We start from the raw sequence: 14,267 nt of genomic DNA on the forward strand, positions 1-14,267 counted from the left end.
AGTGATCATCAACACGCCGTCCGGTGCCGTGCCGCCGCCCCGCGTCCCCGGACGCGAGCGGTGAGCGCGGACGCGATGCGGTGCCGTGGCGCTTTATGTGGCGTCGCATTCGTCACCCCCGCGACCGGATCCCGACGCTTCGATGGTGGCCGGGTGCGACGAACACGGGCAAGATCAATATTTGACGACGGACCGTCCCGAAATGGAATGATCTTGCAGTTGTCAGGTAATCGAGTCATCGCATGTCGAGGAGGAGAGCCGTGCTGGATGCGGTCGACGTCGTGCTCGTCCGCGAGCTCCAGCGGGATGGCAGGGCGACCTTCCAGGCGCTCGCCGACCGCGTGGGGCTGTCCCGCACGGCCGTGCGGGCCCGGGTGCAGAACCTTCTCGAGACCGAGGTCGTCCGCGTCGTGGGCATCGTGCACGCCGCGGTCGTCGGGGCCGAGGCCATCGGGCACGTCTCTGTCACCGTGGACGGCTCCGCCCGGAAGGTCGCCGCGGCCATCGCCGAGCGCCCGCCCGTCAGCTTCGCCGCCCTGATCGCCGGCCCCCACGACCTGGTCGCGCAGGTGCGCACCAGGGACGACGCCGCGCTCGCCGCCGAGGTGGACCACATACGCGCCGTCCCGGGCGTCCGTTCGGCGGAGGTGTTCCGCTCGGTCACCACCGTCCGCGACACCCACGCGGTCGTCCGCGAGCTCGGCGACATCGCCCTGGACGACATCGACTGGCGGCTGCTGCAGGAGCTGCAGCGCGACGGCCGCGCGCCCTACACCCGGCTGGCCCACATCATCGGCCTCTCCCAGGCGGCCACCCGCGCCCGCGTGGTGCGGCTGATGCGCTCGGGAGTCATCCAGGTGACGGGACTGGCCGATCCGCTGGCCCTGGGCGCCGCCGAACTGGGCGGCTTCGGGCTGGTGGTGACCGGCGGGCTGCGCCGCGTCGCCGAGGCCGTCGCCGAGCAGGACGGTGTGCGCTACGTGGCGACCGGTTTCGGCCGGTACGACATCGTCGGCCAGGCCGAGGCCGCCTCACGCGCGGAGATGGTCGCCGTCCTGGACGCCATCCGCGCCGTTCCCGGCGCCACCGTCCGGGAGTCGTGGCACCACCTGGACGTCATCAAGGAGTCCTACGCCGTCGAGCTGCCCGACAAGCCGCTCAACGGCGGGTGAGCGCCCGGACGCGCTGATCTCTACGTCCCCTCCGCCCCGGAACCCGGTTCCGGGGCGGAGGGGCCTCGCGGCCCCGGGCGCCGCCGCGCCGGATGAGCGGCGCCCGGGGGACCGTGCCGGCCACGGAACGGCGACCGTCCGGGCCGGGGGAGTTCACCGCGCCTGCGGGAACCGGACCGGCAACGACTCCAGGGCCCGGTGGAACGGCCCAGGACGCCACCTGAGCTCCTCCACCGGAACGGCCAGCTCCATCTCCGGCAGCCGGTCGAGGAGCTTCTCGATGGCCACCGAGGCGATCAGGCGGGCATGGCCCTTGGCCGGGCAGGTGTGCGGGCCCGCGCTCCACGCCAGATGCGCCCGGTTGCCCGTACGGCCGGCCGTGGCCCGGCTCGGATCGTTGTTGGCCGCGGAGAAACTGATCACCACCGGCTTGTCCGCGGGCAGCCGGTGCCCCGCGAAGTCCACGTCCCGGGTGGGATAGGTGATCCCGTAGTTGGCCATCGGCGGGTCGGTCCACAGGATCTCGTCCAGGGCGTCCTCCACCGGGAGGCTCCCGCCCGACAGGTCCCCGGCGAACCGGTCGTCCGACAGCAGCAGCCGCAGCCCGTTGGCGATGAGGTTCTGCTGCGGCTCGGTGCCGGCCCCCATGAGCAGGATCAGCTGGTGCGCCATCTCCTCGTCGTCCAGCCGCACCGGGTGCGCCATGATCCAGGACGTCACGTCCGCGCCCGGCCGCTCCCGCTTGAGCTTCACCAGCTCGAGGATCGACTGGATGAGGACCGCGTTGGCCTCCTCCGGGTCCCGCCCGTCGAAGATCCCGCTCATCCCGTAGACGAGCCGGTCACCGATCTCCTGGGGGCACCCGAACATCTGGAGGAACACCAGCAGAGGCAGCGCCCGGGCGTACTGGCCCACCAGGTCGGCCTCGGTGGCGCCGGCGAACTCGTCCAGCAGCCGGTCGGCCGAGTTCTCCACGTACTCGCGCAGCGCGATGGAGTCCACCCGCGCCAGCCCGTCGTTCACCGCCGAACGCAGCCGCGCGTGCACCTCCCCGTCGGTCAGCAGGGCGTTGGGCCGTGACCCCATCATGGGCAGCACCGGGCACTCCGCCGGGACCGTCTTCTCCCACCGGGACGGGTCCTTGGGGAAGGTGCCCGGGTCGCGCAGCACCTCCAGCGCCGCGTCGTACCCCACCACCAGCGTCGCCTCCACGCCGGGCGACAGCTCCACCGGCGCGACCGGCCCGTGCAGGCGCATCTCGTCGTACAGCCGGTGCGGGTCGGCGGCGAACTCCTCCCCGTACATGGGGATCCGGTCGCGCGGCCGTTCGCGGCTGGGCGGGACGGGCGGGATCGGGGTCTCGGCGGTCACGGGGACTCCTGGTCGGTCTTGAGCAGATGATCGACAAGGGCGATCAGCGCCTTGGCGGACGAGGCGTGATCGCGGGCGTCGCAGATGACGAGCGGGGTCGTGGGCAGCAGGTCCAGGGCCTCGCGCACCTCCCGCTCGGGGAACACCGGGGCGTCGTCGAACTGGTTGACGGCCACCGCGTACGGCAGGCCGTAGGACTCCAGCAGATCCATGACCTCGAACGACTGCTCCAGCCGCTCGGTGTCGACCAGCACCAGCGCGCCCAGCGCGCCGCGGGCCAGGTCGCTCCAGAGCTGCTTGAAGCGCCGCTGCCCCGGAGTGCCGAACAGGTAGAGCACCAGCTGCTCGCTCAGCGTGAGCCGGCCGAAGTCCATCGCCACGGTCGTGGTCGTCTTGTCCCGCACCCCGGCCAGATCGTCCACGACCGCGCCGGCCTGCGTCATCCGCTCCTCGGTCCGCAGCGGGCGGATCTCCGACAGCGTGCCGACGAAGGTCGTCTTGCCGACCGCGAAGTGCCCCACGATGAGGAGCTTGACCGACGTGCGGACGCTGTCGGGCAGGTAGGACGCCTCAGAGACGGGCGCGGAGTCCATCGAGCACCTCCTGGAGGATCTCGGTCCGGGAGAGACGGGCGGACGGGGACGGCGCCCGGGTGGTGACGTGCCCGCTGTCCATGAGGTCCGACAGCAGCACCCGGGTGACGCCGACGGGCAGCTTGAGATGCCCGGCGATCTCCACCACCGACAGGGCGCCGCCGCGGCACAGCGTCACGATGCGGCGTGCCTCGGGACTCAGCCCGGACAGCTGGTCGCTGACCGCCACCACCAGCGTCACCAGGTCGAAGACGTTGCGGGTCGGATGCGCGCGGCCGCCGGTCACCACATGCGGCCGGACCAGGGCCCGCTCCTTGCGCCGCGGGGTCATGCGCCCCCTCCCGGTCGCCTCTCGGTCCAGTCCATGCCGCCGCCTCTCGCTCGGCTCCGGGTCCGGGCGTCCGCGCGCCCCTGCGGTCCGCTCATGACACCTGGCCGTGCCGCGGCGGCGTGGTCAGCTCCTTGCCGAGCCGCTGCACCAGTTCCTGCAGCCGGAAGGACACCGACTCCATGTCCACCCGCTGCGTCGCCGACACGGCCAGGTACGCGCCCGGGCCGGCGGCCACGAGGAACACGTAGCCGTCATCGAACTCGGTGACGGTCTGCCGCCAGGTGGTGTCGGGATCGCCGCAGAACTCCGCGGTGCCGCGGGCCAGGGACTGCAGGCCCGACATCCCGGCGGCCTGCCGCTCGGCCTCGTCCCGGCCGATCCGCTCGGAATGGGCCATCAGCAGGCCGTCCGCCGAGAGCAGGATCGCGTACCGCGTCTCCGGCATCCGCAGCGTCTCGTCGAGCATCCAGCCGAGCTTGTTGTCAGCGGGGGCGTGCGCGGGCTGGTTCATGGCCGCTGGTCCTCTCCTTCTTCATGGGACGCTCCATCGGGCGGTGCCGCCGGGAGGCCCGGCGCCGCGGCCCCGCCCTCGGACGGGGAGGCCGCGCGGCCCGAACGGGTGCCGCGCTGCCAGGCGCCGAGCCCGGCGGCGGTCTCCCGCGCCGGGCGCGCAGGCCGGTCGGCGGCGCCGCCCGAACCGGCGCCGGACGGCTTGGCGATGTCCGCGCGGCGGCGCTTGGGCAGGCCGCCCGCGGTCCGGCCGGTGGTGTTCAGGGTGGCGCGGACGGGCGCCTCCGCGCCCGCGGAGGTCTTCTGGGCGCGCGCCGTCGCCGAGCTCTTGGGCTTCACCGCGGCGGGGACACCGCCCTCCTGGTCAGTGGGAACGGTGGTGATGAGGTTGCTGGGCAGGAACACCACGGCGCGGACCCCGCCGTAGGGCGAGCGGGTGTCCACCGAGACGGTGAAGCCGTACCGGGCGGCCAGCACGCCGGCCACCGCGAAACCGACCTGCGGGGGGTCGCCCAGCCGGTGGATGTCGACCGACCGCAGGCCGGTGAGCAGCCGTGCCGCGTGGGCCAGCTCCTCGGAGTCCATCGCCACCCCGGCGTCGTCGATCATGATGGCGACGCCGTTGTGCGTGTTCTGGACGTTCACCTCGACGGAGGTGTCGGGCTGCGAATGCCGCGCCGCGTTGTCCAGCAGCTCCGCCAGGGTCAGCACCACCGGCTCCACGGCGCGGCTGACCACCGCCGCGTTCACCGGCGAGTGGACCCGGACGCGCAGGTAGTCGCGGATCCGCGAGGTGGCGCCGCGGACCACGTCGCTCAGCGAGGACGCCGACCGCTGCTGGCCCGGCCAGGAACCGCACAGCACCGCGGTGGCCTGCGCGCGCCGGCCGAGCTGGGCGTTCATGTGGTCCAGCCGCAGCAGGTCCTCCAGCACGTCGGGGTCGTCGTGCCGCTCCTGCATGGTGGTGATGGCCAGCTGCTGCTCGCTGGCCAGGCTCTGCACGCCGCGCATCGTGGCCCGGAGGGTGGCCTTGGCCGCCTTGTCGGCGCGGGACTGCACCTCCTCGACCGAGCCGGCGAAGACCTCCATCAGCTCCTTCACGCCCCGCTCGTACGCCGGCCCCAGTTCCTGCGGGTCGTGCAGCGGGCCGGAGACGACCACGGCCGGGTTGTGCAGGGACTCCATCAGCTCGGGCAGGCGTGTGGTGGCCAGGTGCCGCAACTCCTCGTCGCGGCGGTTCAGGCCTTCGGTCAGGGCGGCGTTCTGCCGGCGCAGGCCCTGGGTGATCTGATGCTGCCGGAACAGCAGCAGGGCGACGGTGGCGAGGCCGGCGATCGAGCAGACGATCGCCAGTCCCAGCAGGAATTGCTCCATCGGATCCTCGAGGGACGGGGACGGACACGGGCAGGGGGTCGGGCACGGGGCCGGGTGCGGAAAAGGATCTCGGTAACCCTGCCACAAGGAGGCCGGAGGAGTCCGGAGGAATCCGGATGAGACGGTGGGCGTGTCCGTGCGGGCGGCCCGTACGCGAGGCCGTGAGGAACGAGTACGCGGCCGGGGAGAGGTGCCGTGCCACGGGGGTCGCTGCCATTTTCCTCTAACACTCGTACGCTTTGTCGCCTTTTGTCCGAAAAGGCGGATGTCGGACGGCGGCGGTCCGGAGAATGTAGGGCCACACGCGCACCCTGGCTTTCACCCGTGCGCAGGGAACGTGCTCCGGCGCGCAGAAGACGGGCCCCGTCCTCATGAGGCACGGCGCGGCGGATCCGGCCACCTTCCGCGCCGTTCTCCGGTCCGACGGCGAGGGGGCGTACTACTCTCGGGCGGAGTCGCCGCGTGACCACGCGCGGCGACGGCGGGGGTCGTGGCGCCGGGCGCGGCCGTCCACGACCACCCCACCGTGCGACGAGGTGAAGGGTGTCTTCGGTGGCTGAGGAAGGCTACGCCGTGGAGACGTCGTCCACGGCCGACCTCACGCCAGGTGAACGGGCCGACTTCTGGAGCGAGCACGTCACCGCCTACCACTGCCGCCTCGACTACCGCTTCCCGCGCGGCGGCGACTTCCGCGGCCGGACCGTCCGCCAGCGCAGCGGCTCCTACCAGCTCATCGACTTCTGGTCGGAGCGGATCGCCTACGCCCGCACGGCCCGCCAGACCCGCCAGGAGCCGGAGGAGGACTACCGGCTGCTGGTACCGGTCGACGGGCCGCTGAGCCTGCGCCAGGACGGCAACGAGGCTCTGCTGACCCCGGGAAGCGGGGGCCTGTTCACCCTGGGCCGGCCGTTCGAGCTGGTCCAGGACGCGCCGGCGCGGGCCTTCATCATGACCCTGCCGGCCCACGAGGTGAACGGCCGGCTCAACCGCTCGTCCCCGCTGGCCACCGGGTTCGACCTGTCCACCGGCCTGGGCCGGGTGGTGGCGGGCATGGTCCGGGACGTCCACGAGGAGCGCGACCGCATGACCGGGCGCCAGTTCGACGTGGTCTGCGACCGCGTCGCCGAGCTGCTGTGCATGCTGGCGCTGGGCGACGAGCGGCCGGACGTCCCGGGGCACCTGGCCGAGGTGGAGAAGATGGTGCGGCGGTTCGTGCGCGCGCACGCCGCCGATCCGGCGCTGAACGGCGCGGAGGTCGCCCGCCGGCTGGGCTGGTCCCTGCGCCAGGTGCAGCTCGCCCTGCAGCACGCCGGCACCACGCCCCGCGAGCTGATCAGGGAGGAGCGGCTGCGGCTGGTGCGCGACCGGCTGCACAGCCCCCAGCACCGGCACATGACCATCACCGAGCTGGCGCACGCCTCGGGATTCTCCTCCGCCAGCGCGCTCAGCACGGCCTTCCGCCGGCGCTTCGGCATCAGCCCCCGGGAGATGCGGCACGAGTCCGGCCGCTGACCGCCCGAGGGCGGGGCGTCACTCACGGCTCAGCGCGGCCTCCTCCAGATCCAGCTCGTGCAGGACCCGTTCCAGCACCTCGTCGTCGATGCGCCGCTCGTCGCGCATCCGGACGAACACCTCCCGCTCGGCCGCCAGCATCTCCCGGCGCAGCCGCCGGTAGGTGGAGGTCGGCACCTCCTCGCCCGCCGGGCCGGTGCCCCCGCCCAGCCGCTCCCACGCCTTGAGCTGGCGGTGCTCGGCCAGCTGCCGCAGCCGTTCCACCACGGTCTCGTCCGGCGGCTGGGGCTCCTCGGCGACCAGCTCCTCCAGCCGCCGCAGCGCGGCGTTGGCGGCGGCGTGCTGCGCGCCGGCCTCCGCCACCGTGTCGGTGTAGCGCTCGCGGGCGCTGCCGATCCCCAGGGCCCGGATCAGCATCGGGAACGTCAGGCCCTGCACCAGCAGCGTGGCCAGCACCGTGGTGAACGTGAGGAACAGGATCAGGTCGCGCCCGGGGAAGGGCGCGCGCGTCTCGGTCGCGAACGGGATCGCGAACGCGGCGGCCAGCGACACCACCCCGCGCATCCCCGCCCACGACACCGCGACGCGCGCCCGCCAGTCGACCCCGGCCTCGCGGCTCCGCCCCGGCCGCGAGAGCAGCGTGAGGTAGGAGGTGGGGAACACCCACACGAACCGGGTCAGGACCACCACCACGAAGATCACCGTCGCCCAGAGCGCCAGCTCGCCCGCGCCGTACCCGGACAGCCCGTCGATCACCGGCGGCAGCTGCAGGCCGATCAGCAGGAAGACCACCGACTCCAGGATGAAGATCAGCACCTTCCAGAACGAGTGCCCGATCAGCCGGGTGACCGCCGACGACTGGGTGAACCGGTGGCCCAGGTAGAGCCCGCTCACCACCACCGCGATCACGCCGGACGCGTGCACCGCCTCGGCGATCAGGTACGCGGCGAACGGTGCCATCAGCGTCACCGCGTTCTCCACCAGGGGATCGCGCAGCCGGGTGCGCAGCCAGTGCAGCGGCGGCCCGAGCAGCAGCCCCACCACCGTTCCGGCCGCGGCGGCGAACAGGAAGCGCTCCGTGCCGTCCAGCAGGGTGAAGCCCGCGCCGGCCGCCGCCATCACCGCGACCCGGAACGCGGTCAGCGCGGTGGCGTCGTTGAACAGGCTCTCCCCGACCAGGATCGTCACCATGCGCCGCGGCAGGCCCAGCCGCCGCGCGACGCTCACCGCCGCCACCGCGTCCGGCGGCGCGACGATCGCGCCGAGAACGAAGCCGGCGGCCAGCGGCAGCCCCGGGATCATCAGGTGCGCCACGTACCCCACGACGACCGTGGTGAACAGCACCAGCCCCACCGACAGCAGCCCGATCGACCGGGCGTTCTCCCGCAGGCTGAGGTAGGAGCTCTCCCAGGCCGCCGAGAACAGCAGCGGGGGCAGGAAGAAGAACAGCACGAACTCGGGATCGAGCCGGAACTCCGGCACCCCCGGGACGAACGAGACCAGCAGGCCCGCGATCACCAGGATCAGCGGCGCCGACAGCCCGATCCGCCGGGCCAGCGCCGCCACCATCAGCGCGCTGATCGGCACCGCCAGCAGCCACAGGGCGTGAGTAGCCTCCACCTGCCGAATCATGGCACGCCGGGCATGCCGCGGCGCCTCTGGGGGCACGCCCGGGACTACAGGTGGTCGCGCACCTTGGCCTCGCGCGCGGTCTCCTTGGCGAAGGCCAGGAAGTCGCGCGCCGCCGGAGGCAGCCGGCGGTGCGCGTGCACCAGGCCGATCAGCCGGGTCACCGGCGGCATGAACGAGCGGACGGTCAGGCCGTCGAGGTCGTCGAGCTGGCTGCGGTACCACAGCAGCGAGCCCATCCCGGCGCGGACCCAGCCCAGCCAGGCCCCCCGCTCGTCGGACTCGACCGCGGGCACCGGCCGGGCGCCGGTCCGCGCGAGCAGCGCGTCGATCTCCGAGCGCAGCGCGCCGCCCCGGGCGGGCAGCACCAGCCGCATGCCGTCCAGCGAGGTCAGGGGCAGGGGATCGCGCAGCCTCAGCCCGGGCGGCGAGATCAGCACGACCTCCCGCTGCTCGAAGGGGTGCGCGGCCAGATCGCCGGGCACCGGCAGATCGGTCACCGCGAGATCGGCCCGGCCGGCCCGCAGCGCCGCCGCGACCGCCTCCCGCCCGGCGCAGCGGATCACCCGGACCCGTACCGCGGGCTGGTCGCGGGCGAACCGCGGCAGCAGCCGGCCGGTGAGCTCGGGCTCCAGGGCCGCGGTCGCCGCGATCCGCAGCTCGGCGCCCTGCCCGCCGGACCGCCCGCCCGACAGGCCCTCGATCGCCTCCACCGCGTCCAGCGCGACCCGCGCCTGCCGGACCACCTGCTCGCCGACCGCGGTGAGGACGACGCCGCGCCCGGAACGGGCGAACAGCTCCACGCCCAGCTCGCGCTCGAGCTCCCGTACCGCCCGCGACAGGGCGGGCTGTGCGACGTAGAGCGCCTGGGCCGCCGACGTCATCGTGCCGTGGTCGGCGGTGGCCACGACATACCGCAGCTGCCGCAGATTCATGCCCTGACCGTATGCCACCGAACTGCTCGGGGCCTTGACATAGCCGGAAACGGACCGGCTCCGTGCCGCATCAGGCCAACCCGCGGCGCGACCCGCGGGCGCCGGGGCCGCGGCGCCAGGTCAGGCGGGTTCGCGCCGCGCGTCCGGCCGCGGTTCGGTCCCGCCGCCCGCCTCGCCGTCGGGCTCCAGCGGCGGGGCGCCCACGGCGCAGTGCGTCCGGCACTGGGGCTCGAACTCCTCGGGTACGGAGCTCAGCGCGTCGTCGCTCACGGTGAGGAAGCTCAGCACCGCGCCCGCCGCCAGGAGCGCCGCGCACACCGGCATGGCGAGCCGGTAACCGGCGGAGAACAGCGCCGGGTCGTCGTAGGCGTCCCCGGTCAGCCCGGCCAGTGGCGGGATCGCCGCCACCGCCAGCAGCCCCGCCGCCCGCGCCACCGCGTTGTTGACGCCGCTGGCCACCCCGGCGTGGCTGACCTGGGCCGTGGCCAGCACCGTGGCGGTCAGCGGCGCGACCACCGCCGACAGGCCCAGCCCGAACACGGTCACGGCGGGCAGGACGTCGCGGAGGTAGGAGGCGCCCTCCCCGATCCGGCCGACCAGGACCATGCCGCCCGCCGCGACCACCAGCCCGGCCGTCATCGGCAGCCGCGGCCCGATCCGCTGGGCCACGGCGCCCGCCCGCGACGACAGCAGCAGCATCAGCACCGTCACCGGCAGCAGCGCGGTCCCGGCGGCGACCGCCGAGAAGCCCGACACCACCTGCAGGTTCAGCACGAACAGGAAGAACATCACGCCCATCCCGCCGTAGACCACGAAGGTCACCACGTTGACGGCCGTGAACTGCCGGGAGCCGAACACCTCCAGAGGCAGCATGGGGCGCGGCGCCTCCCGGCCGCCGCGCGACCACCGCGTGCCCGGCAGGCTCCGCCCCCGGCCCCGGGCACGTTCGACGAACACGAACGCCGCCGCTCCGGCCACGCCCAGCACGGCCGAGGTGCCGATGATCCCCGGCCCGACGGTGCCCTCGGGCGCCTCGGTGAGCGCGTAGGTGACCCCGGCCAGCGCCAGCGCCGCCAGCACCGCGCCGAGGACGTCGAACCGGCCGCGGGCGGCCGGATCCACGCTCTCGGGGACGTGCCGCACGGTCACCAGGATCACGATCGCGGCGAGCGGCAGGTTCAGCAGGAACACCCAGCGCCACCCGGCCGCCTGCACCAGCCAGCCGCCGGCGAACGGGCCGACCGCGGCGGCCACCCCCGCCAGGCCCGACCAGGCCCCGACCGCGCGCGGCCGGTCGTCGGGGGCGAAGGACGCCTGGATGATCGCCAGCGAGCCCGGCGTCAGCAGCGCGCCGCCGATCCCCTGCAGCGCCCGCGCGGCCACCAGCGTGTGGATGTCCTGGGCCGCGCCGCACAGCAGCGAGGCCACGGCGAACCACACCACGCCGATCAGGAAGACCCGGCGGCGCCCGAACCGGTCGCCGAGCGAGCCGCCCAGCAGGATGAAGCCAGCGAGGGTCAGGGTGTAGGCGTTCACCGTCCACTGGAGGCCGGCCATGCCCGCGTCCAGCTCGCGCGCCAGCCGTGGCAGCGCGACGTTGACCACGGTGGCGTCCAGCGCGGCCACGCTGGATCCCAGCACCGTGGCCAGCAGGATCCAGCGGCCGGGGGCGGTGGCCAGCCGGACTCCGGCCATCAGACGATCAGTTCGTCGACGAAGCACCACCGCCAGTCCTCGCCCGGCTCGAACGAGCGGACGATCGGATGGTCCGTCTGGTGGAAATGCCCGGTCGCGTGGCGCCTGGGAGAGGAGTCACAGCACCCCACATGGCCGCAGGCGAGGCAGAGCCGCAGATGGACCCACCGGGTCCCCTCGGCGAGACATTCCTCGCAACCCTGCGGAGTCCGGGCCTCCGGGTCCACATCCGGCAGGCTTCGCACATGCTCACAAGTGCCCATGCATGCATCGTGCCACGCCGGACGTCAACCGCTCACCATCGGCTTTCACCTGGACGTCCACCTGGAGACGCCGGCGGAGGCGTCACCAGTGATCGGGACTGAACGGCTCGTCCTCGGGGCGCGCCGACTCCGACAGCAGCCGCAGGTCGGACTCCACCATCATGGTCACGAGCCGCTCGAACCCGACCTCCGGCTCCCAGCCGAGCTGTTCACGGGCCTTCTTCGGGTCCGCGCACAGCAGATCGACCTCGGCGGGACGGGTGTAGCGGTCGTCCAAGACCACGTGCTCCCGCCAGTCGAGCCCCACGGTGGCGAACGCGAACTCGACCAGATCCCGCACCGACTGCGTCGTGCCCGTGCCGATGACGTAGTCCTCGGGGGAGTCCTGGGCCAGCATCAGCCGCATCGCGCGGGCGTAGTCGCCGGCGAACCCCCAGTCGCGCCGCGCCTCCAGGTTGCCCAGCCGCAGCTCGGCGGCCAGCCCCAGCTTGATCCGGGCCGCCCCGAGGGTGACCTTGCGGGTGACGAACTCCGCCCCGCGGCGCGGCGACTCGTGGTTGAAAAGGATCCCGCTCACCGCGAACATCCCGTAGGACTCGCGGTAGTTCTGCGTGATGTAGTGGCCGTAGGTCTTGGCCACGCCGTAGGGGCTGCGCGGGTGGAACGGCGTCTTCTCGTTCTGCGGAGTCTCCCGGACCATGCCGAACATCTCCGAGGAGGACGCCTGGTAGAAACGGATCTGCTCGCGACCCGGCGTGCGGGACGGGCTGATGCCCGACACCACCCGGATCGCCTCCAGCGTCCGCAGCACGCCCATGCCGGTCACCTCGGCCGTCAGCTCGGCCTGCTGCCACGACATCGGGACGTAGGAGATGGCGCCCAGGTTGTACACCTCGTCGGGCTGGACCCGTTCCACCGCCGAGATGAGGCTGCCCTGGTCGAGCAGGTCGCCGGTGGTGATCTGGACGTCGCCGATGTGCTTGCGCAGCCGCGACACGTGCGGGTTCGCCTGACCCCGCACCAGGCCCCAGACCTCATACCCTCGGTCGAGCAGGTGCTCGGCGAGGTACGAGCCATCCTGCCCGGTGATGCCGGTGATGAGTGCTCGCCTGGACAGGGGATCCTCCATGGCTGATAGATCAGACGATGGGCCCATCACGTGGCTTGCCCCGTGATGCGTGTGAAGTCCGAGGTTAGCGACCAGCCGTACGGGCTGACGAGGGAGGGCGACGTTTGAACCGAATTTGTTTCGAGTTCACGATGGGCCCTTCCAGGAGGGCGGACGTGCGAAGGCCGCGGGGATGTGCCACCGTGATCATCATGAGGTGCGCGACGCATGCCGCCCGCTGACCCCGGGCCCGCCCCGCTGCGCCTGGGCGGCCGTACGCTGGGCCGATTCGCGATCATGGCCGTGGTCAACCGCACCCCCGACTCGTTCTTCGACCGGGGCGCGACCTTCGGCTTCGACGCGGCGCTGGCGGCGGCCGGCCGCGCCGTCGCCGAGGGCGCCGACATCATCGACATCGGCGGGGTGAAGGCCGGTCCGGGCGACGACGTCGACGTCGCCGAGGAGCTGCGCCGGGTGGTGGACCTGGTGGCCGCCGTGCGCGCGCGCCACCCGGAGGTCGTGATCAGCGTGGACACCTGGCGGGCCGAGGTGGGCGAGGCGGTCGCCGCGGCCGGCGCCGACCTGCTCAACGACACCTGGGGCGGACCCGACCCTCGCCTGGCGGAGGTCGCCGCCGCCCACGGCACCGGCCTGGTCTGCGCGCACGCCGGCGGGCTGGACCCGCGCACCCGCCCGCACCGGGTGGGCTACCGGGACGTGGTGGACGACGTGATCGGGCACGTGGTCGCCGAGGCCGAACGCGCCGTCGCCCTGGGGGTGCCGCGCGAGTCCGTCCTCATCGACCCCGCCCACGACTTCGGCAAGAACACCCGGCAGTCACTGGAGATCACCCGGCGGCTCGGGGAGCTGACCGCCACCGGCTGGCCGGTCCTGGTCGCCGTGTCCAACAAGGACTTCATCGGGGAGACCCTCGGCCAGCCCGTCGAGAAACGCGGCGTCGGCACGATGGCCGTGCTCGGGATCTCCGCCTGGCTGGGCGCCCGGGTCTTCCGCGTCCACGACGTCGCCGGCGCGCGCCGGGCCCTGGCCGCCGTCGGCGCCCTCACCCCGTGACCGGCCCCTGACGGCCGGGCTCAGACGCGCAGGCCCGGTGAGGCGTGAGCCGCCAGGCGAGCGCCGCGGGCCGGGCCCCTGAGACAGGGGCTCAGAGGGCCGCCTCGCGCTGGCGGGCCCGGTAGGCCGCCACGTGCATGCGGTTGCCGCAGGTGCGGCTGTCGCAGTAGCGGCGGCACCGGTTACGGGACAGGTCCACCAGGACCCGGGAGCAGTCCGGGGCCTCGCAGGTGCGGAGACGGTCCAGCTCGCCCGCCGCCACGACGTAGGCCAGGGCCATGCCGCAGTCGGCCGCCAGGTGCTCCACCAGGGGGGCCTCCGGGGCGAAGAAGTGCACGTGCCAGTCGTACCCGTCGTGGTCGGTGAGGTGCGGGGTGGCGCGCACCGCCCCGACGATCTCGTTGATCAGCCGCACCGCGCTGGGCACGTCCGGGGCGTCGAACACCGCGCGGAACCGGTCGCGCTGGGCGCGGAACGCGTCCACGTCCCGCGCGGTGACCGCGCGCACGCCGCTGAAGCGGTGCTCTTCGAGGAAGGCGCGCAGCTCCTCGGGGCCGGCCAGGCCCTCCGTGCCGGACGCCGCGGGCCCGGTGTTGATCAGCTCGACGACGACGGCGAGGGCGTGCTCGGTGTCGTGGGTGAAGATCACGATGACTCCAGTCTGAGGGCTGGGGCCGGCCTGGGTCCCGGCCCGCGCCGG

14 protein-coding genes are annotated in these 14,267 nt (G+C 73.4%); 3 read left to right on the forward strand and 11 right to left on the reverse strand.

Annotated elements, in window-relative coordinates; genetic code table 11:
• Positions 1–260: 260 nt before the first annotated feature.
• Positions 261–1,172 (forward strand): Lrp/AsnC family transcriptional regulator, encoded by a 912-nt coding sequence (locus tag IW256_RS15705; protein WP_197011685.1) that lies wholly within the window; start codon positions 261–263, stop codon positions 1,170–1,172.
• A 153-nt stretch (positions 1,173–1,325) separates the two neighbouring features.
• Here the strand turns inward: IW256_RS15705 and IW256_RS15710 are convergent, their stop codons facing one another.
• From IW256_RS15710 to IW256_RS15730, 5 genes are all read right to left on the reverse strand, one after another.
• Positions 1,326–2,543, reverse strand: a complete 1,218-nt coding sequence (locus IW256_RS15710) for a cytochrome P450 (RefSeq protein ID WP_231403800.1) — start codon at positions 2,541–2,543, stop codon at positions 1,326–1,328.
• Positions 2,540–3,136 carry a GTP-binding protein gene (locus IW256_RS15715; RefSeq protein ID WP_197011686.1) on the reverse strand — a complete coding sequence of 199 codons (597 nt, stop codon included), beginning with the start codon at positions 3,134–3,136 and terminating at the stop codon, positions 2,540–2,542. Before IW256_RS15715 ends, IW256_RS15710 begins: the two co-directional genes overlap by 4 nt.
• Positions 3,114–3,467, reverse strand: coding sequence for a DUF742 domain-containing protein (locus IW256_RS15720; protein WP_197011687.1), 354 nt, complete (start codon positions 3,465–3,467; stop codon positions 3,114–3,116). The genes IW256_RS15715 and IW256_RS15720 overlap by 23 nt, the downstream gene beginning before the upstream one ends.
• Positions 3,468–3,558: 91 nt before the next feature.
• Positions 3,559–3,978 (reverse strand): roadblock/LC7 domain-containing protein, encoded by a 420-nt coding sequence (locus tag IW256_RS15725; protein WP_197011688.1) that lies wholly within the window; start codon positions 3,976–3,978, stop codon positions 3,559–3,561.
• Positions 3,975–5,351: an ATP-binding protein gene (locus IW256_RS15730; RefSeq protein WP_197011689.1), complete on the reverse strand. Its 1,377-nt coding sequence runs from the start codon at positions 5,349–5,351 to the stop codon at positions 3,975–3,977. Before IW256_RS15730 ends, IW256_RS15725 begins: the two co-directional genes overlap by 4 nt.
• Before the next feature lie 552 nt (positions 5,352–5,903).
• On the opposite strand from IW256_RS15730, the gene IW256_RS42730 reads away from it, so the two are divergent.
• Complete coding sequence (locus IW256_RS42730) at positions 5,904–6,863, forward strand: AraC family transcriptional regulator (protein ID WP_307828904.1); 960 nt, start codon at positions 5,904–5,906, stop codon at positions 6,861–6,863.
• Positions 6,864–6,881: 18 nt separating this feature from the next.
• Here IW256_RS42730 and IW256_RS15740 read toward each other — a convergent pair whose 3' ends face one another.
• From IW256_RS15740 to IW256_RS15760, 5 genes are all read right to left on the reverse strand, one after another.
• Positions 6,882–8,483 carry a Na+/H+ antiporter gene (locus tag IW256_RS15740; RefSeq protein WP_307828905.1) on the reverse strand — a complete coding sequence of 534 codons (1,602 nt, stop codon included), beginning with the start codon at positions 8,481–8,483 and terminating at the stop codon, positions 6,882–6,884.
• A 56-nt stretch (positions 8,484–8,539) separates the two neighbouring features.
• Positions 8,540–9,427: a LysR family transcriptional regulator gene (locus IW256_RS15745; RefSeq protein WP_197011691.1), complete on the reverse strand. Its 888-nt coding sequence runs from the start codon at positions 9,425–9,427 to the stop codon at positions 8,540–8,542.
• Between the two features lie 120 nt (positions 9,428–9,547).
• On the reverse strand, positions 9,548–11,122 hold the full coding sequence (locus IW256_RS15750; protein ID WP_197011692.1) for an MFS transporter: 1,575 nt from the start codon (positions 11,120–11,122) through the stop codon (positions 9,548–9,550).
• A complete protein-coding gene (locus IW256_RS15755) occupies positions 11,122–11,385 on the reverse strand; it encodes a ubiquitin carboxyl-terminal hydrolase 14 (RefSeq protein WP_197011693.1) in 264 nt (87 codons plus the stop codon). Before IW256_RS15755 ends, IW256_RS15750 begins: the two co-directional genes overlap by 1 nt.
• 82 nt (positions 11,386–11,467) lie before the next feature.
• The gene (locus IW256_RS15760; protein WP_197016337.1) at positions 11,468–12,502 is read right to left on the reverse strand and encodes a GDP-mannose 4,6-dehydratase; all 1,035 of its coding nucleotides are present in this window, start codon (positions 12,500–12,502) and stop codon (positions 11,468–11,470) included.
• Positions 12,503–12,721: 219 nt separating this feature from the next.
• On the opposite strand from IW256_RS15760, the gene folP reads away from it, so the two are divergent.
• Positions 12,722–13,567: a dihydropteroate synthase gene (gene folP, locus IW256_RS15765; RefSeq protein ID WP_197011694.1), complete on the forward strand. Its 846-nt coding sequence runs from the start codon at positions 12,722–12,724 to the stop codon at positions 13,565–13,567.
• A 91-nt stretch (positions 13,568–13,658) separates the two neighbouring features.
• Here the strand turns inward: folP and IW256_RS15770 are convergent, their stop codons facing one another.
• Positions 13,659–14,216, reverse strand: a complete 558-nt coding sequence (locus IW256_RS15770; RefSeq protein ID WP_197011695.1) for a CGNR zinc finger domain-containing protein — start codon at positions 14,214–14,216, stop codon at positions 13,659–13,661.
• Between the last annotated feature and the right edge of the window lie 51 nt (positions 14,217–14,267).

The sequence above is a fragment of the Actinomadura viridis genome (assembly GCF_015751755.1).
GTDB classification, from domain to species: Bacteria; Actinomycetota; Actinomycetes; order Streptosporangiales; family Streptosporangiaceae; genus Spirillospora; species Spirillospora viridis.